This is a genomic window from Synechococcus sp. PROS-U-1, from assembly GCF_014279755.1.
GTDB lineage: Bacteria > Cyanobacteriota > Cyanobacteriia > PCC-6307 > Cyanobiaceae > Parasynechococcus.
On record NZ_CP047951.1, the window covers coordinates 1,371,956 to 1,392,878 of the forward strand.

General features: G+C 55.0%; 23 protein-coding genes and 1 other RNA gene. 11 read left to right on the forward strand and 13 right to left on the reverse strand.

Features of this window, described 5'->3' with window-relative positions; all coding sequences use genetic code 11:
* A complete protein-coding gene (locus SynPROSU1_RS07460) occupies window positions 1–228 on the reverse strand; it encodes a hypothetical protein (RefSeq protein ID WP_186569964.1) in 228 nt (75 codons plus the stop codon).
* 74 nt (window positions 229–302) lie between these two features.
* Here SynPROSU1_RS07460 and SynPROSU1_RS07465 point away from each other — a divergent pair, with 74 nt between their 5' ends.
* Window positions 303–578, forward strand: a complete 276-nt coding sequence (locus SynPROSU1_RS07465) for a DUF2103 domain-containing protein (protein ID WP_186572296.1) — start codon at window positions 303–305, stop codon at window positions 576–578.
* A 403-nt stretch (window positions 579–981) separates the two neighbouring features.
* Here SynPROSU1_RS07465 and SynPROSU1_RS07470 read toward each other — a convergent pair whose 3' ends face one another.
* A complete protein-coding gene (locus SynPROSU1_RS07470; RefSeq protein ID WP_186569965.1) occupies window positions 982–1,134 on the reverse strand; it encodes a hypothetical protein in 153 nt (50 codons plus the stop codon).
* A gap of 177 nt (window positions 1,135–1,311) precedes the next feature.
* Between SynPROSU1_RS07470 and SynPROSU1_RS07475 the strand changes: the two genes are divergently transcribed.
* Both SynPROSU1_RS07475 and SynPROSU1_RS07480 read left to right on the forward strand, forming a co-directional pair.
* Entirely contained in the window at window positions 1,312–1,524 is a 213-nt protein-coding gene (locus tag SynPROSU1_RS07475; RefSeq protein ID WP_186569966.1) for a hypothetical protein, read from the forward strand.
* Between the two features lie 1,468 nt (window positions 1,525–2,992).
* Window positions 2,993–3,823, forward strand: coding sequence for a hypothetical protein (locus SynPROSU1_RS07480; RefSeq protein WP_186569967.1), 831 nt, complete (start codon window positions 2,993–2,995; stop codon window positions 3,821–3,823).
* A 254-nt stretch (window positions 3,824–4,077) separates the two neighbouring features.
* Here the strand turns inward: SynPROSU1_RS07480 and ssrS are convergent.
* The 3 genes from ssrS to SynPROSU1_RS07495 form a co-directional block, all read right to left on the reverse strand.
* A non-coding RNA gene (ssrS, locus tag SynPROSU1_RS07485) (6S RNA) lies at window positions 4,078–4,261 on the reverse strand.
* Between the two features lie 7 nt (window positions 4,262–4,268).
* Entirely contained in the window at window positions 4,269–5,429 is a 1,161-nt protein-coding gene (locus SynPROSU1_RS07490) for a 5-(carboxyamino)imidazole ribonucleotide synthase (protein WP_186569968.1), read from the reverse strand.
* 52 nt (window positions 5,430–5,481) lie between these two features.
* A complete protein-coding gene (locus tag SynPROSU1_RS07495) occupies window positions 5,482–6,354 on the reverse strand; it encodes a carbohydrate ABC transporter permease (protein WP_186572297.1) in 873 nt (290 codons plus the stop codon).
* A gap of 61 nt (window positions 6,355–6,415) precedes the next feature.
* On the opposite strand from SynPROSU1_RS07495, the gene aroB reads away from it, so the two are divergent.
* Entirely contained in the window at window positions 6,416–7,531 is a 1,116-nt protein-coding gene (gene aroB, locus SynPROSU1_RS07500) for a 3-dehydroquinate synthase (protein ID WP_186569969.1), read from the forward strand.
* On the opposite strand, the gene SynPROSU1_RS07505 is transcribed toward aroB, so the two are convergent.
* Complete coding sequence (locus SynPROSU1_RS07505; protein WP_255444559.1) at window positions 7,485–8,675, reverse strand: class I SAM-dependent methyltransferase; 1,191 nt, start codon at window positions 8,673–8,675, stop codon at window positions 7,485–7,487. The genes aroB and SynPROSU1_RS07505 overlap by 47 nt on opposite strands.
* A 40-nt stretch (window positions 8,676–8,715) precedes the next feature.
* On the opposite strand from SynPROSU1_RS07505, the gene SynPROSU1_RS07510 reads away from it, so the two are divergent.
* Entirely contained in the window at window positions 8,716–9,525 is an 810-nt protein-coding gene (locus SynPROSU1_RS07510; RefSeq protein ID WP_186569971.1) for a TPM domain-containing protein, read from the forward strand.
* 16 nt (window positions 9,526–9,541) lie between these two features.
* Here SynPROSU1_RS07510 and SynPROSU1_RS07515 read toward each other — a convergent pair whose 3' ends face one another.
* The 3 genes from SynPROSU1_RS07515 to SynPROSU1_RS07525 all read right to left on the reverse strand — a co-directional run bounded on the left by SynPROSU1_RS07515 (window position 9,542) and on the right by SynPROSU1_RS07525 (window position 12,401).
* Window positions 9,542–10,258 carry a glycoside hydrolase family 104 protein gene (locus SynPROSU1_RS07515; RefSeq protein ID WP_186569972.1) on the reverse strand — a complete coding sequence of 239 codons (717 nt, stop codon included), beginning with the start codon at window positions 10,256–10,258 and terminating at the stop codon, window positions 9,542–9,544.
* A 206-nt stretch (window positions 10,259–10,464) separates the two neighbouring features.
* Window positions 10,465–11,550: a hypothetical protein gene (locus SynPROSU1_RS07520; RefSeq protein ID WP_186569973.1), complete on the reverse strand. Its 1,086-nt coding sequence runs from the start codon at window positions 11,548–11,550 to the stop codon at window positions 10,465–10,467.
* Complete coding sequence (locus SynPROSU1_RS07525; RefSeq protein WP_186572298.1) at window positions 11,544–12,401, reverse strand: TIGR04168 family protein; 858 nt, start codon at window positions 12,399–12,401, stop codon at window positions 11,544–11,546. The genes SynPROSU1_RS07520 and SynPROSU1_RS07525 overlap by 7 nt, the downstream gene beginning before the upstream one ends.
* 44 nt (window positions 12,402–12,445) lie before the next feature.
* Between SynPROSU1_RS07525 and nadA the strand changes: the two genes are divergently transcribed.
* Together nadA and SynPROSU1_RS07535 are read left to right on the forward strand one after the other, a co-directional pair.
* Window positions 12,446–13,378, forward strand: a complete 933-nt coding sequence (gene nadA / locus SynPROSU1_RS07530; protein ID WP_186569974.1) for a quinolinate synthase NadA — start codon at window positions 12,446–12,448, stop codon at window positions 13,376–13,378.
* Between the two features lie 358 nt (window positions 13,379–13,736).
* Window positions 13,737–14,141: a hypothetical protein gene (locus SynPROSU1_RS07535; protein ID WP_186569975.1), complete on the forward strand. Its 405-nt coding sequence runs from the start codon at window positions 13,737–13,739 to the stop codon at window positions 14,139–14,141.
* Window positions 14,142–14,547: 406 nt separating this feature from the next.
* Here SynPROSU1_RS07535 and SynPROSU1_RS07540 read toward each other — a convergent pair whose 3' ends face one another.
* Complete coding sequence (locus SynPROSU1_RS07540; protein WP_186569976.1) at window positions 14,548–14,907, reverse strand: DUF1622 domain-containing protein; 360 nt, start codon at window positions 14,905–14,907, stop codon at window positions 14,548–14,550.
* Window positions 14,908–15,545: 638 nt separating this feature from the next.
* On the opposite strand from SynPROSU1_RS07540, the gene SynPROSU1_RS07545 reads away from it, so the two are divergent.
* Both SynPROSU1_RS07545 and SynPROSU1_RS07550 read left to right on the forward strand, forming a co-directional pair.
* Window positions 15,546–15,914: an AbrB family transcriptional regulator gene (locus SynPROSU1_RS07545; protein WP_186572299.1), complete on the forward strand. Its 369-nt coding sequence runs from the start codon at window positions 15,546–15,548 to the stop codon at window positions 15,912–15,914.
* Between the two features lie 113 nt (window positions 15,915–16,027).
* Window positions 16,028–16,300 carry a hypothetical protein gene (locus SynPROSU1_RS07550; RefSeq protein ID WP_186569977.1) on the forward strand — a complete coding sequence of 91 codons (273 nt, stop codon included), beginning with the start codon at window positions 16,028–16,030 and terminating at the stop codon, window positions 16,298–16,300.
* Between the two features lie 512 nt (window positions 16,301–16,812).
* Here SynPROSU1_RS07550 and SynPROSU1_RS07555 read toward each other — a convergent pair.
* Window positions 16,813–17,004, reverse strand: coding sequence for a hypothetical protein (locus tag SynPROSU1_RS07555; RefSeq protein WP_186569978.1), 192 nt, complete (start codon window positions 17,002–17,004; stop codon window positions 16,813–16,815).
* A gap of 571 nt (window positions 17,005–17,575) precedes the next feature.
* On the reverse strand, window positions 17,576–17,809 hold the full coding sequence (locus SynPROSU1_RS07560) for a hypothetical protein (RefSeq protein WP_186569979.1): 234 nt from the start codon (window positions 17,807–17,809) through the stop codon (window positions 17,576–17,578).
* A 67-nt stretch (window positions 17,810–17,876) separates the two neighbouring features.
* Here SynPROSU1_RS07560 and SynPROSU1_RS07565 point away from each other — a divergent pair, with 67 nt between their 5' ends.
* Window positions 17,877–18,863 carry a ligase-associated DNA damage response exonuclease gene (locus SynPROSU1_RS07565; protein WP_186569980.1) on the forward strand — a complete coding sequence of 329 codons (987 nt, stop codon included), beginning with the start codon at window positions 17,877–17,879 and terminating at the stop codon, window positions 18,861–18,863.
* On the opposite strand, the gene SynPROSU1_RS07570 is transcribed toward SynPROSU1_RS07565, so the two are convergent.
* On the reverse strand, window positions 18,860–19,117 hold the full coding sequence (locus tag SynPROSU1_RS07570) for a hypothetical protein (RefSeq protein WP_186569981.1): 258 nt from the start codon (window positions 19,115–19,117) through the stop codon (window positions 18,860–18,862). The genes SynPROSU1_RS07565 and SynPROSU1_RS07570 overlap by 4 nt on opposite strands.
* 118 nt (window positions 19,118–19,235) lie before the next feature.
* Between SynPROSU1_RS07570 and SynPROSU1_RS07575 the strand changes: the two genes are divergently transcribed.
* Window positions 19,236–20,894 carry an ATP-dependent DNA ligase gene (locus SynPROSU1_RS07575; RefSeq protein WP_186569982.1) on the forward strand — a complete coding sequence of 553 codons (1,659 nt, stop codon included), beginning with the start codon at window positions 19,236–19,238 and terminating at the stop codon, window positions 20,892–20,894.
* Window positions 20,895–20,923: the final 29 nt, after the last annotated feature.

Sequence of the window (20,923 nt, forward strand, 5' to 3'; positions counted from 1 at the left end):
TCAGGCCGCTGGTTTGCGGCTGGCCTTGGTCAACCGGAGACGATCAGCAACTTGAAGATGCTGGAGCCGTTCATCCATGACAAAACACACCACCCGACCTGGGCACAGAGCCAAACCGCGGACTTCCCTTCCATGCACCTCAGCGGTGAGCATGCGTGCCTCTGGACCGCATGCATCCTCCAGAGGTCCGCGAATCTCACGGCGGAGAGCGTCAACTGATTTCAGCATCACAACTCCGGAGTGCTCTCTCTGGCATAGCCAAAGTGGCTAACTTTCACCAGTTCTCAGGTTTTCGTTCAGCTTTGGGCCGGGTCGTTATCACCCACAGCACTTACGTGGATGGGTTGATCCCATGGCTGAAAGCACTGGCCCATGAGTCAGGTATTCAGACCATTACCCCTGCCGTCATCAGCCGTGTCAGGGGCCGCAGTCCTGACCTTCAGCTTCGGGTCTCAACGCCCATACATGGCGGATACAAGCTGGTCGCACGCAAAGGCAGTTCAGCCCAGGAGGTTTTTGTGGTGACATCCATGAGTCAGCCTGATCTTGAACAGGCTCTTCAGCATCACCGCCCCTGAGGGGTTTGACCGTTCACAACACCGGCAGCGCGACAGGCCTCAGGATGCCCCTCGGCGACGTTCGCATCCTTGGCACAGAGTTGAGCCCAGTCAAATCGTTTGAAACACTGGGGAAGAATGGCCCGACAGGCGATTTCTGCATCATCAGGCAGAAACGTGGAAGCTTTGACCCCTGAACTGATTGAAAGATCCAGTGTCATCATTCCGACAGCCAGCCATGGCGAAGCAGCAAGAAAGAAGAGCGGACGAGGAATAGTGGAGTGGCAGAGCAAAATAAATCCAAGCAATTGGGTGAAATAAAAGCCAAGAATCGGAGCAAGGGTCTAATTCAAAGCATTCACACAATCCTCAGCATCAGAACACCAGAGCGATTGAATCTCAGAATATCAATTAGCAAGAACAATCAGGAGCGGGAGTCAGATACCGGTATCTTGAATTCTAAGAACAATGCTTCCGCATCGGCATATTCCTTCTTTTCTCGCAGATAGAAAACCTGAGCTTTCCACCAATCCCAGGTTTCCATTTGAATCAACTCATCGAGTCGAGGATCACGCATCACGGCAATGCAACCTTTCAAAGATTAATGGCGCACATTGCATTGACAAGGCCTCGTTCACACAGCAGTAAGCATCATGGACTACACAACTCCGCGCTCCAGTGCATACCAACAAGACGGAAGCGACACGAGATGAAAACAGCGCGGGTAGCCTTTGAAAGCGCCAGCAATTGACCCATGCCCCTTGAAATTGCCATCACACAAGGGCTTAAAAATCCCGAAAGCATGGGGATCTTCGACGACCTTGAAGACGCTCTTAGCGAATTCAACGAACTGATCAACCGTCGAAACTGGCAAAAAAGCGTAACCACCATCTCACTAACCGACACCGACAAAAAGAAATGCCTGGCTCAATACGCCCTTCAGGAGTTCAACCACTCCGAGAGCTAGAAAGATAAATCAGAATCACAGAAACAAAAAGAAAATGCTCGAAGCGCCTTAAAGACAGGGGATGCGGTGAACCCATCAGACCTCACCAACAGGGCATCGAGCCTCGTCCCATGAAACTCTCACCACCTTCACCTACCTCTTTCATGCAACAGGAGCGTGAGGCCAGCACTGTGACAATAAACAGAACGGGAACCAATGCTCGATAGAATCACAACTGGTCTACTGGCTTTTGCATCCGCAATGACACTTGCTCTGTCTGTCAGCTCAAGCGAGTTAGAGCAGAACAAGAAATCGCAGACATTCAACATCTCTCCGACGCCTAATGCAATGAAAGAGATCTAGAATCGGCGCAAGCTAGAACTCGAAGAATGAACGGCAAGGCCTTGGTCATTGGCATAAGTGCATTCTTTGTATTTTTCTTTTTTGTTGAATCTTGGCTGATGAATGGGTTGCCACATTAATGAGAATGAACTTTTACAGGAAAAGATGGTCAAAAACGACTGCTCCTAAAGAAATAGAAATTCAATGGTGTTCGAAATAAAAAGTTGCTAACAACAACGAATTCCGTGGAACTAATGGTGACTTTATAAATGTCAAATCACTCAGACCACTTTAACGCCACATCGAGATTTTTATCCATTGAATACGGTTGCTGATTTCTGAGGGCTACCTTAATAGGACTTATTTCTTTTTGCTGAACATCGAGATAAGTATAGTTGACATGTAAATAGCGACAACTGTAGTCCAATCTATAGGCGAGAAATAGTTGACAACAAGAATGGCGACTGTGTCAGCAAGGACAAGCTGCACAAGCTCTTTCCAGCTCAAAATTTTAGGAAGTCTCGTCAGGTTACGAGCAAATTGAAAAATTGCTTGGCCTAGTACAATGATAGATCATCAAAGATGCAGATGTTCAGTAAATTTCCAGTCATCCGAAGAGTATCTATCTATATGGTGCTGAGCTATGCAGGCTTAGTGCTTGTCAACAACAGTGGCTATCAACTTGAAAACATGTGGGTGCTCTATGCGCCAATGTTCATTGGTATTTACATCTTCTCAAGATGGATTGATAGCAAGCTAGTCGCTAAGGATAGCGGAAAATAATTCTCAACAAGCAATCTCAATCTTGGCTTAACCACCGATCAATCTCAACTAATCAGTGTGCGATTCATAGCGAGATTTATTGACCACTTGAATTAGTAGATGATCCGCTAACCGTCAAAGTTACTCACTAGCTGCTCTTGCTGGTCTTTACCTTCATTGGTGTCAGAGCACTCACCTCCTATTAACTCAATTCAGAGCACATCACAACCGAGCCGCTAACGGAAGAGCTGGAAAAGCCGAGAATATCGAGAGACCGGTGAAAGTTGCTTTTGGGCTGACAAGGGAGTCATCAAGGCGTCACATCGCCAAAGCGCAACAAAAAGAAGGCACCTATGTGTATCATTGCTTCAGACAATACAACTAAATGACAAATAGAACTGATGAATTTGGCTCAAGAGTACCAAAGGGTTTTAGCAGCACCGGCTACACCGGACTCGATGGAGTAGCAGACCTATATGGCACAGATAACACCTCGAGACTGGAGTTTTACGAAGGATATCAATACTATCCCAAAGTGGGTGATGTCAACCTTTCATTAAATGGCGGAAGCGGTAGGGATATATTTCTAAGTTATTCCGATCAAGCCCTCTACGAGGACGACAGAATTGACAATTATTTCGATATCCTTGATTTCAACCCAGCCGAAGATTTCCTGATCCTCCCATTTCTCACAAGCGATGGCGTCAGAATAACCCAAGAGAATCTTTTCATATTCGCAGATATAGGATCAGGCATTAAAGACAAGATCTTCAGGCTCAGTAAACGAGCCAAAGAAAACAATATTGGCTTTGCAGATCAATTTGATAGCGCCAATGTCAGGCTTAATGGAATTTTTAAATTCAACACAGCTCCCAATAACAGTGCAAACTTTCAGAAAAATTCCGTCATCAAGCCACAGGCGTATAGAAGAAGATTCTTCGACAAAATCACGAACTTCAATTCCTCAACCGACACCCTGGAAATCGATACCGACAGTTTTAGCATCGATAGTGCTGCCACCTTTGCTGCTGGTAAAAACAAAAGAGTCGTCAAGAAGAAACTTGCCAGGCTGGATATCGACTTCCTTTATGACCAAAAGAAAGGCAGTCTTTACTTCAACGAAAATGGAGCAGACAAAGGCTTTGGCGATGGCGGCATCATTGCCATCCTCAAGGGTGCGCCTGAATTGACTGCCACTCACTTGGAGTTTGTCTGAGGCAACCCCACCGTTAAACGAAGCCTTCTGGAGCGTCCTGATGAAAAAATCTCCCACCCAGGTGGAGCCTGATCGAAGAGGCTTTGGATGCTCGTGCTCACGCTGATGGGAAGCCCTCAGTAGTCGAGCAACCAAGAAACGAATTTAAGAAGCTTGAGGTGGGTTAAGAAACTTCTTTGGCATTCACCGATTCAGCCTTGCTGACCTTGTCTCATCACGAGCTGAAATCGCGGTCCCAGCCTTCAATCTCAAGTTGGTGAACCACCGTGCCGTGCGAGCCCCAGTGGTCGACCTGGAAGAACCAGAAGGGGCGACAAAGTGGGGTTTCGTTTCCGGCTGCATGGCCGGTCTACGTCACCGTCACGACAGTCTCCCCAAGTCGAAAGAGAGTCAGATCAGAGCACTAGAAAAAGGCCGTCACCAACACAGCAGTTCATCCACAACTTTAGTCCGACCCCTCGCTTTCGAGAGGCCAGATCCGCCGAATGGCCTCAAGTGCAGATTCGGCCTCATCACGACGCTTCAGAACCGTGTCGCCCTCGAGAAGCAGCGTCACATGCCCCAATTTGCGCCCAGGTGTCTCCGGTGTTTTCCCATACCAGTGCAGGTGAACCCCCGGTGTGGCTTCTAGCTCCTGAAGCCGCTGATCCAAAGGAGCATGCCGGTCTGGATTCAGACCCAAAAGGTTGACCATCAAGGCACCACGGCTCTTCAGCTCCGGCTCCGGCACGGGGAGGCCGGCAGCGATGCAGAGCTGCTGATCAAACTGACTGCTGGTGCAGGCCTCAATGGAGAAATGGCCTGAATTGTGGGTGCGTGGGGCTATTTCGTTCACCTGCAGACCAGCAGGCCCGTAGAAGAACTCCAGTGCCAGAACGCCCACATAACTGAGCTTCGTCATCAGAGACGCAGCGACGTTGTAAGCCAGCGCCGCCACCGACGGGTCCACCGGTGCAGGTGCCAACACCCAGTCACAAACTTGATGGTGTTGGTGGGTTTGCACCATGGGTAGATGGCGAATCCGTCCTCGCTGGTCACGGCTGACCACAAGAGCAAGCTCCAGCTCGTAATCCACCCAGGATTCCAACAACCAGTCGTCTGCTGTGACGGATCGCAGCAACTGTGCGAGAGCATCGACATCAGGCAGCACCACCGTGCCCTTGCCGTCGTATCCCCCGCGGGAGGCCTTCGCCATCACAGGGAAGGTCCACCCTTGTGGAAGAGCGGGTTGGGCCGGAGAGATCAAACTCAGCGGGCACCAAGGCGGGCTGGGAATCGCCAGGTCGTCGAGCAGCCGACGCTGCGAAATTTTGTCGACCAGCGGCGATAGAGCGGCCAATGAGGGGTGGAAGCGAACCCCTTGCTTCTCAAGTGGAAGCAGGGCGTCGATATTGACCCACTCGTTCTCAAAGGTGACGCCGTCACAACCCACCACTAGCTCACGAGTTCCAGCCACATCCCGGGGATCGGCTGACACCAGACGCGACGCCAAAACTGCGGCAGGGTCCGCTGCGTCGGAGGTTTGCACCGCGATCGGAACCTGTCGTTGCGTGGCGGCCTGCACAAGCATCCGTGCCAGCTGACCACCTCCCACAACACCGATCATCGTGTCCGAGCTGTCTCCCGCAGCTTGCCACTTTGCGGGGCCGATGACAGCGTCAGATCAGGGGACGGTCGCCAGCGAAGGCCAATCGAATCATCGTGAACAGAAGAACCAACAGAAACAAGGCCAAACCCAGGGTGCAGGCATAGCTGATCTCCAATTCTGCGAAGGCCTGGTCGTAGACGTAATAAACGATGGTTCGCGTGGCATCTGCTGGACCTCCCTGGGTCATCAGGAACACCTCTTCGAAGACTTTCGTGGCTGCAATCGACGACACAACGGCGACCAGCGTCACATAGGGCCCCATCAACGGAAGGGTGATGTCGAGATGCTTCCTCCAGCCCTCACTGCCATCCAGCTCTGCTGCTTCGTAGAGATCCTTCGGAATGCCCTGAAGACCCGCCAGAAAGATCACCATGTAGTAGCCGAGTCCCTTCCAGAGGGTCACTAACATCACCGCTGGCAGTGCTAACTGGGGGGTCGTGAGAAAACCGATTGGAGTGAAGACATCGCCAAGCAGAGCGGACAACCATCCATTGATCAAACCGTTCTCGGCGTAAAGCCATCGAAAGGCGATTGCAGCAACAACGATGGACACCAACACCGGTGTGTAGAAGGCACCCCGCAACAGGGAGCGACCCGGCAAACCCTGGTTGACCAACACAGCGAGCGCCAAAGCTCCCAGGACAATGGGCGGCACCACACCGATCAAATACAGAAATGTCGTGACCAGCACCTGTCGCGCCATGGGATCCGACAGCAGGCGCTGAAGGTTGGCCAGGCCCACGAAACGCAGCGGTTCACTGACGTCCAGCCCAGTGGAGGTGAAGCTCATCACCAAGGCCATTAACGCCGGTAGCAACACCGACAGACTGATCAGGATCACCGCCGGCAGCAGAAACGCCCAGGCCGAAAGGGAGTTGCGCACTGATCTCTCGCGCACTGGACCAGCGACACTATTGCGAGAGTAGGTGGGTTCCAACGGTTTCATGACCACAATCACCCCGTTGCATCACATCCGTGTTGCTCTTGAGCGCAATCCCTACGACGTTGTGATTGGAGCCGGCGGTCTGGCAACGCTTGGCCAGCAGATGCTGGATTCGGGAGTCGAACATGGTCGGCGTGTGCTTGTGGTCAGCAACCCAGATGTCGCCACCCCCTATGGCGATGCCTGCTTGAACAGCCTCAAGGACGCAGGCTTCAGTGTTGAACTCCTGGTGATTGATGCCGGCGAACACCAGAAGACGCCGTCCACCATTGCAGCAATTCACGATGCGGCCTATGGCGCAAAACTTGAACGCAGCTCGTTGATGGTGGCCCTCGGCGGCGGCGTTGTTGGAGACATGACGGGTTTTGCGGCTGCGACTTGGCTGCGAGGCATTCAGGTCATCCAGGTGCCCACCACCCTGCTGGCGATGGTGGATGCGTCCATCGGGGGCAAAACCGGGGTTAACCATCCACGCGGCAAGAACCTGATCGGCGCCTTTCACCAGCCGCGACTGGTGCTGATCGATCCTTCAACTCTCAGCTCTCTGCCCGCAAGGGAATTTCGGGCTGGTATGGCAGAAGTCATCAAATATGGAATCCTCGGAGATACCGCTCTGTTCGAAGAACTGGAGGCCTGTTCAGACCCAAGCACCCCCGCTGGCCTTGGTTCTGAACGCTTGAGCTCGATTCTGGGTCGATCCGCCGCGGCCAAGGCTCGTGTGGTCGAGGCGGATGAAAAGGAAGGCGGTTTGCGAGCGATCCTGAATTACGGGCATACCTTCGGCCATGTGGTGGAGACCCTCTGCGGTTATGGCACCTGGCTGCATGGCGAAGCGGTCGCCATTGGAATGGTGGCGGTGGGCGAACTCGCCGTGCTGCGGGGAAGCTGGAGTCGCAACGACGCCGAGCGGCAACGCCGACTGATCGACAGCGCCGGGCTTCCCACTGCCTGGCCCGACCTATCAGCCGAAGCGGTGCTGAACAGCTTGCAGGGCGACAAAAAGGTGCGCGACGGACGCCTGCGCTTCGTCCTGCCAACCGGGATCGGGTCGGTCGACATTCGCGATGACGTCAGTCGCGAGGAGATTCTGGAATGTCTGGAGCGGCTGCAAGGCTGAAGGGCGCCTGCGGCAAACCACGGAGATAGGTGAGCCAGCGGAACGCACCAAGGCCCGCAGGATCCACCAGACGAAGCAGGGCTTCTCGGCGCTGCAGGGCTTCCGCCAGATGTTGACCAGGCAACTGCTGCAGCGCATGGAGACGCTGCGCAAGACCCAGCGCGAGGAGCGCCTCTCCCTGCTTGGCCTGATCACCCACCGCCCAACCGTTGCGCTCGGCGGCCTCAGCAACGACATCGATGCAGAGGTGCGCCGTCAGGTCCTGCTCCCCGGGCTGAGCCAAAGGCGACAAACCCGCCTGTTGAGCACGAAACGCCATGAGGGTGCCCTCAGAACGCCGAGCCGTGTAATAGCGATGGGCCTCCAAGGCGTAATCAATCACCAGAAGCACGCCTGCGTCCACAGCCTTGGCCACCGCCTCGAACCAATCGGGCAGTGCACTGTTCCACTCCGTGGTCCAGCCCTCTTCTGCATCAGGGGGAGGCAGTTCGATGCCGCAATGCCCGCACACACGATTGATGTCGTCCTGCAATGCAACCGGCAGAGGCCGATGCGTGGTCTGCAGGCCATTGGTTTGCTCAAGCTCCACCCACACCTGTTGAAGGCATGCATCCCTCAACACCAATCGCTCCACCGGAAGGGCATCCAGCAATTCATGGGCAATCAGCACCCCACGCACCGGAGCGCTTCGCAGCTGCTCAAGCGTGCACCAGCGCAGCGGCAAATCATCCACCGGCTCAAGCAGGGCCTGCTGTCGCTGACGCATGCCGGGATTGGTCTCCACCAAGACCATCTCGATCCGAGACAGAACAGTTGGATCCGACAAGCGCAATTGGGCGATCAGATCCCGGGCCAAATGGCCTTCCCCAGGCCCGATCTCAACAATCGAAAGGCGTTGATCGGGATCCGTTCTGGGAACGGAAGCCAGCCAAGCCAGCAGTTGGGGAGCCAGCAGGGCAGCGAAATCACTGCCCAGGGAGGGGGAAGTGGCGAAATCACCCTGGGTTCCGATGCGTGCACGGCCGGATCCGTAATAACCGTGCTCAGGCTCATTGAGAGCCAGATCCATGTACCGCGAAAACGGAATCGCCCCCCCCACCTGTTGCAGATGCGTTGCCAACCAGTCAGGACAGGACGCAGCCATCGGTTCCATTGGAGAGAATGCCGGTCGCTGCAGCAGTTCCATGGGAACACATCGGATCCGACATCTGTGGAGCATCGTCGTGGTTGCTCTAGTGAGCCTTGGGGTTTTGGTGACCCCTGCAGAGGCCTACGACAATCCCGAACTGCTGCCGGATCACCCCACCCCGGTTATCGACCTCGCCCGGATCTTCAGTGACACACAACGGGCCCAACTGGAAGCAAGCCTGGGTGATGTGGAAGAACGCACGGGCTGGAAGCTACGGGTGCTGACCCAGTACGAACGAACGCCAGGCTTGGCGATCCGGGACTTCTGGGGACTCGACGAGAGCAGCCTGCTGCTGGTGGCAGACCCACGCGGGGGAAACCTACTGAACTTCAACGTCGGCGACGCCTACTTCGCCATGATGCCCCGCACCTACTGGGTTGAACTGCAGACCCGTTTTGGCAACCAGTACTACGTCAAGGATCACGGAGAAGACGGATCCGTCTTGGATGCACTCAACGCAGTGGAGATCTGCTTAGACAGGGGCGGCTGCCAGGTCGTACCAGGACTTCCGCAAGAACAATGGCTGTGGACCCTGACAACCTCGATCTTCGGCGGATTGATTGCGGGCTTTGCGGGCTACCCCCGAAAGGAGGGTGAAACGATTGCTTGGGGCTGGATGCTTTTGCTGTCTCCGCTGTGGGTGATGTTGTTTGGCGTCTTCGGCATCGCTCCCGTCGTTACGCGCACAGCGGAGTATTTGCCCATCCTGAGAAACACTGTTGGGTTCCTGGCTGGTGGTATCGCTGCCTATTTGATCGCTCAGGCCACCGTGGGGCGACGCCTCCAAAGCGACAGCGACGGTTGAGCAGAGTTGCTGCGCCTCAGAGCTGGGTTGCGCATTCGATGCGTGACCCGGTGCAGATCGCAGGGGGAGCAACAAGAGCCTGACGCTTGAGGTCGCGCAAGCGGCGAAGCTCAGCAAGATTCACGTTGTAAAACGACTGCAGGCGTGCATATTTTTTGACCGGCTGGCCGTAATAACTGCGTCCGGCGAGAGTCGGGAAGGAAGCCCATTCGGGAGCCAGTTTGGCCGCAAGGACAGGGCTGAGAATTCCGCTATCGGTCAAGCCAAGAGCTTTGCGCCGCTGAATCAAGAACAAAGCACCCTGGTCCTGAGCTTCAGGCCCGAATCCACGGACACCAATGCTGCGTTGGACAAGATTCCAGGTGAAGGGCATGAACTGGTAGGCCCCTGCCGCGGCACTGGCGTAGCGGGAGCTGTAAATCACACGATTCGGATGACGATCGAGGGAGGGCATCAAGCCACCGCCGAACATCACCCTGTAACCCACATCCAGACCGCCTTTCCAGGTGCCTTCTGCGAAACGAATCGTGTTGAGCATCGCCCGACGTTCAGGCGTGATCACATAAGGAATGGCCAGGCTGGGCTGGACTTCAGACGTATGGATGAGCTGGGCACGCGACGCGGGAGGGAGCAAGCTCGCCGCGGCGGGCAAAGGGGAACAGACAGCTGGCAAAACTCCGACGATCACGGCCGCTGAAAGCGTCTGACGACCGATGAATGCAGAGATAGCCATAAAAAGCGTTCAAACAACATGCCCTCAGAGGAGGACGGAGAGCACATCAGAAGCGGATGAGGTGCTCGGGCGAAAAAAATTTCGCTCGTGGTGACTTTGTCGAACCAAAGGTTCAAAGCAATAGGTATATATGCCAGTCAAGAAATCGGCCAAGAGATCAGTGTCGGCATGAATTGGAGCAAGAGCAAGTCAATTAAGTCTGGAAATCAAAAAGTGTCATCAACCCAATCCACCAGTGCCAGAGCGGCTTCCAAAGCCCCAAATGCAGAGAGAGGTGCATCGCTTGGGGGCAACAACGGCTGGTCGAGCTGCCACGCCCCCTCCTCCAGTTCCAGGCGACTGAGGCATCTGTGTTGCCCATGCCTTTGCAGGCCGTCCATCAAAACCGACGCTTCAGCAAATCCACTGCGCTCAACAACGTGCAGCCCAACGCCATGGACCATCGCCTCGCAGAAGCTGCTGAACCCCGGCTTGCCCAGAAAACGGGAACACCGGCCAAGCACATCGAGAGGACGCAACCCATCCGGCAGGACCGTGAGATTGGGAACTGCAGCCAGCTCAGGCTGTTGCAATGCCACGGCAGAGGCTGGAAGCAGGAAATGGTGGTTGGGCCAGAGCTGAAAAAGCTTTGCCTGGAGGCTCAAACCCAGGCCTCCGAACCCCACCAGCACCAGTGGAACCTGCAGGCGACTCAGAACAGCCTCTAGATCCACAGGAAGAGCCCGTGGCGTGCCGCTCACCAGCCCGATCCTGCGTTCTGGCAATCCCCAGTTCATCGGTAGATCAAAAGGACAGCGGAGCAACAGGTCACCACAGCCGTAGGCCTCGCCTGCGCCCTCAGCAAACCGTCGAAACGAAGCACCCAAAGGGGTATAGATGTCATCCCATCCGAAATTGCTCATCCAGACAAGGGGTGACTTGAGGCGCTGCGCCAAAGCGGCCGCGGCGGGGGGAATGTCTCCAAGGATCAACACCGGCTGCCCCTGCGACCTCAGCCAGCTGGCTTCGGCCTCAATCAACGACGGCAGCGTTTGCTCAAGCTGTTTAAGAGCGGTGAGTGTCGCGGCGCGATTCACACCGAGAGCATCCGCCTGCACCATGCCCACATCCCACTGACAGGGGCGTTGCTGAATGGCCGGATCCCCTAAAAGAAGCTGCAACACTGGGGGTGGAAGCCCCGAGCTCATCACCAGCGTCCATTCGGGACGCAAGCGTCGAAGCTGCTGCAGCACTGCCGCATCGCGGGCCGCATGGCCAAAGCCATGGCTGCTGCTGCAGAAGTAGATCAGCACGTCAACGGGGCATCGTTCGGTAACTCCTCCTGATGAATCAGCTCGGCATCAGGGGTGTACCAGCGATGGGCAAGTTGCGTCAGACGGGAGCCTTGAAATTCAGCCCAGGAGAGATGCAGAAGAGGCCGGCCGTACCGGTCCAGACCGGAGCGCGGCACACAGGCGGCATTGATTAACGCCGTTCCGTGGCGTTGGCGCAACAGGTTCTGACGGAGCCCGGACCCGCGCTTGAGGGCATGGTGCATGTGGCCAAAGATGACCAAATCAGCAGGTCGATCCCGGGCCATGCGATCCAAAGCAAGGGCCAGATCCTGATCACCCCAGTCAACTGCTGGCGTCTTCCAGTCACGACCACAGGGACTGGCAGCATCGGATCCCAGCCCGGTGGGACCGCAGTGGGCCATCACGATCAAGGGCTGGTCGGCAGGAACACCCGCAGCAGCCTGAACGATCCGATCCGCTGACGTCTCAAGCGACACCGGGCCGTACACCGCTTCTACAGCTTTAGACAGATGAAAACCACCGCCTGCACTGCAGGGACGTGCACCAACAATCGTCAAAGGGAGCTCTGGCCAATGGATGGCCCGCCAGGCGCAGTGAAGATCTCCAAGGACAGCCAATTGCTGCTCGAGGATTCCTCCACTGGGATCCCGCCCCCGGTCGTGGTTCCCAAGGATGACGGCAATGGGAAACGGCAGACGCGTGATCCTGCGCGTCAGGCGCATGTCCCCGTCTGAGAGATCACCAACGAAGAGGACAGCGTCGGGTTTAAGGGTCTGCAGAAGTTGCTCATCCGCATCGCCCCAGGCGCCATGCAGATCACCAGCAATGGCTATGCGCAGGTGCGTCAGAGCGGATGCCTAGGCTGTACCCATCCTGCCCCGAACCGGTCCCGATGAGCGCTGACACCGCCCTTGTTGCGGCGATCAACCGGCTACGCCAGGACCGCAATGCCGTGATCCTGGCGCACTACTACCAGGAACCGGAAATTCAGGACATTGCCGATTTTGTTGGCGACTCGCTGGAGCTATCACGCCAAGCCGCAAGCACCGATGCGGATGTGATCGTGTTCTGCGGTGTGCATTTCATGGCGGAAACTGCAAAAATTCTCAGCCCAGAAAAAACGGTGATCCTGCCGGACTTGGACGCTGGTTGCTCCTTAGCGGATGACTGTCCTGCGGACGACTTTGCCCAATTTCGTTCGGAACACCCCGATCACTTTGTGGTGAGTTATATCAACTGCACAGCAGCGGTGAAGGCGCAAAGCGATTTGATTTGCACCAGCAGCAATGCCGTGGATCTGGTGAATCAGCTGCCAGCCGATCAGCCAGTTCTGTTCGCTCCCGATCAGAATCTGGGACGCTGGGTGCAGCAACAAAGTGGTCGCGACCTGACCCTCTGGCCGGGACGCTGCATGGTTCACGAGACCTTCAGCGAAGAAGCCGTGCTAGCCCTTAAGCACGAACATCCCTCCGCTGAGGTCATTGCCCACCCCGAGTGCCAGCAGAACCTGCTCGACCTGGCTGACTTCATTGGATCCACCAGCAAACTTTTGAATTACTCAGAAGAAAGTTCCTGCGACAGTTTCATCGTTCTGACGGAACCGGGGATCCTGCATCAGATGCAGCAGCGGGTTCCCGAGAAAAAACTGATGGACGTCCCGGGGCTGGATGGCTGCAGCTGCAATGCCTGCCCCTACATGCGGCTCAACACCCTGGAGAAACTGAAAGCCTGCCTGGAGACCCTGACGCCCGCGATTGATATGGATGAATCGCTGCGCCTGAAGGCCCTGAAACCCATGCAACGCATGCTTGAGATGAGCCGGTGATCCCCCATCGGGCGACCATTCGAGGCCTGCAGCAATGGCCTTTACTGAGCATTCTGTTGCTCCTTGCAGCCTGCTCAACGATGAGCGAGCAAGAGAGGAAAGCTTTCCTCTGCAAGGAATGGGAACGAGGCACGAAAAATATTGATCAACTCAAGGCGACTTACATCTTCGCCACAGGGAAACAATTGAGAGTTCGATCAGGCGGACCACGAACTGGAGTCCACTACGTCGAAGGCGATCTAAAGCAGCTTGCCCAGGAAGTTGACGCAGCCTGCAGAGCTCAAAACCTCGAATAGTCATAGACTTACATGAAGCCAGACATCGTATTGAGGAGCAAACCGTGAGACTTCAAAATGGTATGAACAACCTGGCCTTATTGGCTATCGTCGCCTTGGGTTTAAGCGTCAAGGTAGCCGCCCAATCCTGGAACCAACCGATCCCTGAGCCGGCAACAGAGTCCACACCTCAAACAATCAAACTTGCCAACCAGCTCAACAAGGTTGGTGCCAAGTTTTTTGGGGCTTACTGGTGCCCGGCCTGCAAAGAGCAGATGAAACTCTTCGGCAAACAAGCTGGACGCAAACTGAACTATGTGGAGTGCGGTCGGCCCGACATCTATCCTGACCAGGTGAGCCAGTGCAGGGATGCAAAAATTGAGTCGATCCCTACATGGACACGACCAGGAAAAAACCGACTTGAAGGCGTTCAGTCAATCAATGCTTTGGAGCAATGGAGCGACAACACGGCAAAGCAAGAGCGTTGAGCCATGCACCAAGACAACTCAACTGATCACTTCTTACAGGAGCATAGATTCAAGAACAAAGCCATTAACAGCACTGATCTCAAGGATCAGGCCTAAGTGGTAACACGACGATGAAAATCAATGCTTCCAATATTCACGCCATAAAAAATTAAAATCTGGATTCATTCTGGTTTTCAAACCAGCCGGAACCATCTTGCAGAGATAGAACCACAAGTCATCCCGATCAATACCTGAAAGGCCCAACATCTACGTCCCATAGCTACAGAAGGGAACAAAAGCCAAGCTCAGAGACCGGGTGGTCTACATCCGTGAAACAGTCAAAAGCATCAGTAGCACCGGCGTTGTTTTCCGTTGACGTCCTAGTTGACGGATACAGCGATCGGAATCAATCCATCAGTTGGGTGATTTAATTTTTCTCCTGGAGCTCAAGGCTAAGGAAGTAATTTAAAAAGGTGCGTACGACTGCTACAGCACCCAGTGCGATCAAGTCGGAAGCCTCCCGGCTGATTGTGGTCTGAACAACATCAGCTCCAAGTTGGAATTCAAGGGCCAAGGCAAGCCATCCACCAAACGTCAAGCGGGCTGCCGTCAATGGTCCACGTTGCAAAAGATGAGGGGGGAGGTGCCGCCGAAGGACACTCCGAAGTGGTCCGCGTGAACTGAATACCGCAATCAGACCAACACCAACACAGAGAACGGAGAGGTACTCAAGGATTAAACGCAGCACATCAGCTGAATATGTCAGCAGATGTTCAAACCATTCCATTTGCAAAGACTCTCTGGGTACAAGATTTTCGATACAATAACAGTAACCACCAATATAGTTTCAATAACTAAGAACAATCAAACCACCTGGGCAGCTGCAGAAGTCACGGATAAGCATCGCTGGAAAAGCATCACTCCTTGATCGCCTGGGTGATCGAGGCTGGCTTGAGAGGAGACAAAGGAGTCGTCTTCCTCCCTCATCAGAGCAACAAGCAGGGGTTCTCTGATCACGATCAGACAGCCCTTCTACGCCAAGAACACCAACTGAACGGCGCTCAGCCGAAGTCGATCCAGTCGGTATCGGCCAGTCCTTCCCCCAGCGCATCAATGTCATCCACAGCATCGGGGGCCATGTCCACTCAGCAGATATGTCTGACGATTCGTCCCGGTGTGCCTCACTCTGCGGGAGAAACGCCCAGGCGAACCCCCACATCGTCTTGCCTGGCCCAATGGATTATTTGAGAGTTGATCAGCAAGATAACGCAGAGATCCCTGGCTACGGCTGCCTTTCTGAGGTGCAGAGATTGCGGATCCAATCACTGGATCGCACCAGCGAAACAAGCGTGATGAATTCGATTCGCATTTAACTTGCCAAATCAGATTTCAGATGCGAATAATGTAGTAACTGCCATTTATTCAATGCTTACAGGAGCAGACCTTCTCGCCAAGGTCAAAGAACTTGGTGACTGTGCTAAGACCGACCTTGCCAAAGGTTGTGGTTACGTCGTCACCAAGAAGGATGGTGGTGAACAAGTCAAGTTCACCCAGTTCTACGAAGCCCTGTTGGAAGCCAAGGGTCTGACCTTCGCAACTGGTGGTTCTGCCGGTATCGGCAAAGGTGGTCGGAAGCTTTCGTACAAAGCTGTCGTGCAGGGCAATGGAAACTTGTTGGTCGGCAAGGCCTACACCGCCATGCTGGAACTCAACCCCGGTGACGAGTTTGAGATCAAGCTTGGCAAGAAGGCGATTCGCCTGGTTCCTGTGGGGGGTTCAGAAGAAGAGGAGTGAGTGGGTTCCTGTGGGCCCACCCCATGAACACCATGGATGATGAGGGGCAACCTTGAAAACAACAGCGGACTCGAAAGGGTCCGCTTTTTACTGACCACACATGGAGAGCATGAATGGAATCGGTCATCAACGAAATCGAGTTCGACTTTGATCAGAGGGTCAGCATCCGAACTGACGCAAAGCTGAGCAAAGAAGACGTGAAGCAGATCATCTCAGATGCTCCCGAGGAGACGCTTGAGGAGATCGTGTACCAAAGTCTGGTCACTGACGAGCTGTACCTGAGAGCGAGAGCAAAGGAGATCGTCGCCAAGCTCACGGAGGGGAATGGAGACCCATGGGATATCAAACGGATTGAGTACTGGGATGACGAGGGAAACAAGGCCTGAACTCAAGAGATCCGATGAAGAAATTTCTTCCACCTCTCCTCCTCCTTGCTGCAGGCATGTACTTCTGGTGGACTAAAGCTGATTCTGCACCATCAGAAATATTTACGACATGGAGAACTGGCACTAATTATCGCTTATTAACTTTATACCAAGGGAGATCCAAGAATGCAGTAGATGGTTACTTTTACAATTCCAAGTCAGGGCGTGTTGAGGGAATGGCGAGATCAACTTATCGCAATAGTGTTTTAACCGGCCACTGGTTTCAATCTAGAAATACAAACAAATGCTCCTCCAAAAAATATGGCACCTTTTATTGGGGTCAATTTCAACTTAATATCAGCAAGAAAAGCTTCAAGGGTCAATGGTCTTATTGCGATAATGAATTGGGAGGAAGCTGGAATGGTCGAAACTAAATAGCATTTGTGGTGGAAGTAGCAAAGCCAATCCCCCCATTAATGGTCAATTCTTCTGCTACCGCCTGAAAGCCAACCAGAGAAGTTCCAGGAGTGTTTTTATGACTGGAGAGACTGATAATACTCCTCAGGAGCACCATCGGGCCAGAGGTCTAACCCCTCGTAGAACCCATTGAACGGCTCCTTGAATCCTTGCAAGTTCTTCATTCGCTGTCTGGACTCCCAGGCAACGAACTTCACCTGTTCCTCGAAGTTGAATATCTGTTCCATGTCTTGCTTGGCGAAGGGCAACCGGGAAAGGGGTCAGCCTTCCAAGCTTTGAACTGACTTTAGTGACGATTTTGAATGTCACAAGGGTGTTAGCAAGAACCCACTCGAGCTTGCCTAAGCAACCATGCAACCAAGCCTTTAAGGAAAAAATCACAGGCGCCAGTCATCTGCTAGAGCCTCGAGAGAAGAACGCTGGCTCACATCTGATCCAGGTTTTACCAAAAACCTCACAAAGCTGCTGGTGCAACCTCAACAGATCAACTGTTGCCAATGGATCCACAGAGGTACTCCTAATGGATCTTTGGAACCCAATCCATCGTCTTGGTGTCATCAGGGGTTCCAGTCAATCGGCAGGAAACCTTCTGAATGGATGGACGGACCCGCGACAACTGAGGGAATCGGGGCTCTGTTCCCATAATTTTTTACGACCCGTCAGGAGAGACCTCCAGGAAGGTCTCCATGACGGACGAGTTGAAAACCTCAGCCAACTTCGGCTTGGTCAGTCGATTTCAGGGAACACTTTGTTTTCGGAACGAAAACCATCAACACAGAGTTCAAATCCCACTGAATCGACGAAGTACCACTAGGCCGTTCACTTTTTGCGGCAATAGCCGGCGCCCACATTCATCCAGCCGGAAAGGCAAGCCTCACCATTGGTGGGCCTCATCTCGTAATAGATCGGTGAAACACAAGTGGTGCCCAAGGTGTTGACGTAACCAAGAGGGCATTGGTTGTGACCTTGTGCCTTGGGAATCTTTTTCTGAGCCAGCGCGGAACTGGGCACAGCCAAGGCTGAGGCAAACAGAGCGGCAACAAGCAGCTTCATCGCGGTGAGAACCAACGCGGTCAAGCTACGGGGGTTTCAGACTGTTTGCAGCGTTCAGCAGCAGAGCTTGATCGAGCGCACGCCTGAAGGGTTGTATTGCCGAGCGGCCAAGGCTTGGGTCGATCCATGGCGTCCAGTTCCCCGGGCCCTGATCACCCACGCCCATGCCGACCACGCCAGGCCCGGATGCGGGGAATACTGGGCTGTGGGCTCCAGTGAAGGTGTACTGCGCCAGAGGCTCGGCCAGGACATCACGCTTCACCCGGTGGCCTACGGCGAGGAACACTGGCTGGGGCAATGCAAGGTGTCGTTTCACAGCGCTGGGCACGTGCTCGGTTCAGCGCAGATCCGTCTGGAATCAGAAGGTGAGGTGTGGGTGGTCAGCGGCGATTACAAGCGGGATGACGACCCCAGCTGCGAACCCTTTGAACCGGTGCACTGCGATGTGCTGATCACCGAAGCCACCTTCGGAATGCCGATCTACCGCTGGGAGAGCGGGGCCCATGTGGCCCAAAGCATCCACGCCTGGTGGACCCGTGATCGCAGCCGACCATCACTGCTGTTCTGCTACGCCTTCGGGAAGGCCCAACGGCTTTTGGCCGAACTCAAAGCCATTGGCGTGGACGAGGAAGTGCTGCTGCACGGCGCTGTGGAGACGGTGACCCGTCATTACAGAGATGCGGGGATTCCCATGACCCCCAGCCGGCCCGTCAGTGAGCTTTCCCGGAAGGATCCTCTTCATGGACGTTTGATCCTGGCGCCACCATCCGCCCATCGATCCAGCTGGATGCGCCGTTTCAAGGCACCCCAAACAGCGTTTGCCTCCGGCTGGATGGCGGTGCGAGGAGCCCGAAGACGGCGGGGATACGAGCGTGGGTTCGTTCTCAGTGACCATGCCGACTGGCCTGGATTGCTCCAGACCGTTCGGGACAGTGGTGCCCGCAAGGTGTACGTCACCCATGGGCAGAGTGATGTTCTGGCCCGTTACCTGCGTGAGATCGAGGGATTGGATGCAGAACCGCTGGAGACCTTGTTTGAAGGTGAATCGGATTAAAACTTGGCCACCCCGTCAGGAAGTTCGGGAAGATTCAGGTTCGCTTCACGACCTTCAATTGCAGCTGTCAGCGACTCAATCATCATGGCGTTGCCGCTGTCTTTGACAGCCTCCAGAGCCTTCTGCAAACGAAGTCGACGATCGGAAGGGTCATCAGTGACCTGACCCATAACAGGGGTCGGCACGGCCGTTGCCAACTGCGTTGAACGCACGCTGTCGAGTTGTTGAGCCAGGTTGTCCCAAAGGAGTGCCATCCGGCTGATCAAAAAAAGCTGTGGCTTAGATCAACACAGGGCTCGACCGAATCGCCAGCTCTGCTCACAAAATGTCTTGTCAGGATGGCGGGACTGTTGACACACCCCGCTCAAGCACGTGCGTGCCTTTCAGATCCTGTTCAACCAGCTGGATCAGGTCACAGGCACCAAGGCCAAGGTGCAGGCGCTGGTGGATCACTTTCAGGCGGTTGCCCCAGCTGAAGCCGCCTGGGCGCTAACTCTCCTGCTGGGAAAACGCCGCCGGCGCTTGATCACCGGCCGACGTTTGAGGGACATTCTGCGTGACCAAGGCGGGTTGCCGGATTGGCTGATCGACGACTGCTACGGCCAGGTGGGCGACTCAGCAGAAACGATCAGCCTGCTCTGGCCGGCCGTGCAGGAGCGTCTTGAAGCATCGGATCCCGGACTTCCCAGCTCTGAGGGGGACATGGCCCTCAGCTGGTGGATGGAAACGCTTCTCCCTGCCATCAGCGCCAGAAGCGACGAGGAACAATCCAATGCGGTGATCTGGCTCTGGCACAGCACCCCGCTCGACCAGCACTTCATCGTCAACAAGCTGCTTACGGGGGGCTTCCGTGTCGGCGTATCGACAGGCCTGATCAGCCGCGCCATAGCCGAAGCGTTTGATCTCGAAGAAAGTTTGGTGATGCAACGGCTGATGGGCGGGTTTGAGCCCTCTGCCGAGCGTTTCATTCAACTCACCGCCAGCGCGACGCCGGATGAGCACTGCTCCAGTGGCAAGCCCTACCCCTTCTATCTCGCCAGTCCCCTGGAGCCGGAACGGTTGCGGAAGACATCAGTCAAGGATTGGCAACTGGAATGGAAATGGGATGGGATCCGCGGTCAGCTGATTCATCGCGGTTCAGGGGTTTATCTCTGGAGTCGTGGGGAAGAGCTAGTGAACGACAGCTTCCCTGAGCTTCTGGACATCGCCCAGGCCTTGCCGTCGGGCAGCGTTCTGGACGGAGAACTGATCTGCTGGCACCAGGGCGAAGCAACGCCGCTTGGCTTTGATCAGCTGCAACGACGGCTCGGACGCAAAACCGTTGGAGCAACGTTGAAACGGGAATGCCCAATGCGATTCATCGCCTACGACCTGCTGGAACATGAGTCCATCGACATCCGCCAAAAGGGCTTGAGGCAGCGCCAGCATCAGCTGGCTGAGCTACTTGGCAAGATCGAGCATCCCGAGTCGTGGCGATTGCAGCAGAGCAAGTCTTGGACGTTGGACACCTGGGAGGAGCTCGATCAACAACGCAACCAGGCCCGTCAACACAACGCCGAAGGTCTGATGCTCAAACACGTTGAATCTCCCTATCTGAGCGGACGAAAACGCGGCAACTGGTGGAAACACAAACTTGACCCGATGACCCTCGACGCGGTGCTCCTCTATGCCCAGGCAGGCAGTGGACGTCGCGCCAATCTGTTCACTGATTACACCTTTGGCCTCTGGACCAACGCTGAAGAACCGCAACTGGTGACCTTCGCCAAGGCCTATTCCGGCCTGAACGATGCCGAAATCCTTGAGCTGGACCGATGGATCCGTCGGAACACCTTGCAGCGCTTCGGCCCAGCGCGGTCAGTCAAAGCCGAACTGGTGTTTGAAATCGGTTTCGAGGGCATTCATCCCTCCAAGCGCCACAAATCAGGTATCGCAGTTCGCTTCCCGCGCATCCTGCGCTGGCGGCACGACAAGCTAGCCGAGGAGGCAGATCGACTGGACACCGCAAAAGGGCTGATGAGTGAACGGTCTTGACCGAACGTCGACGAGCAACGCGGGTACTG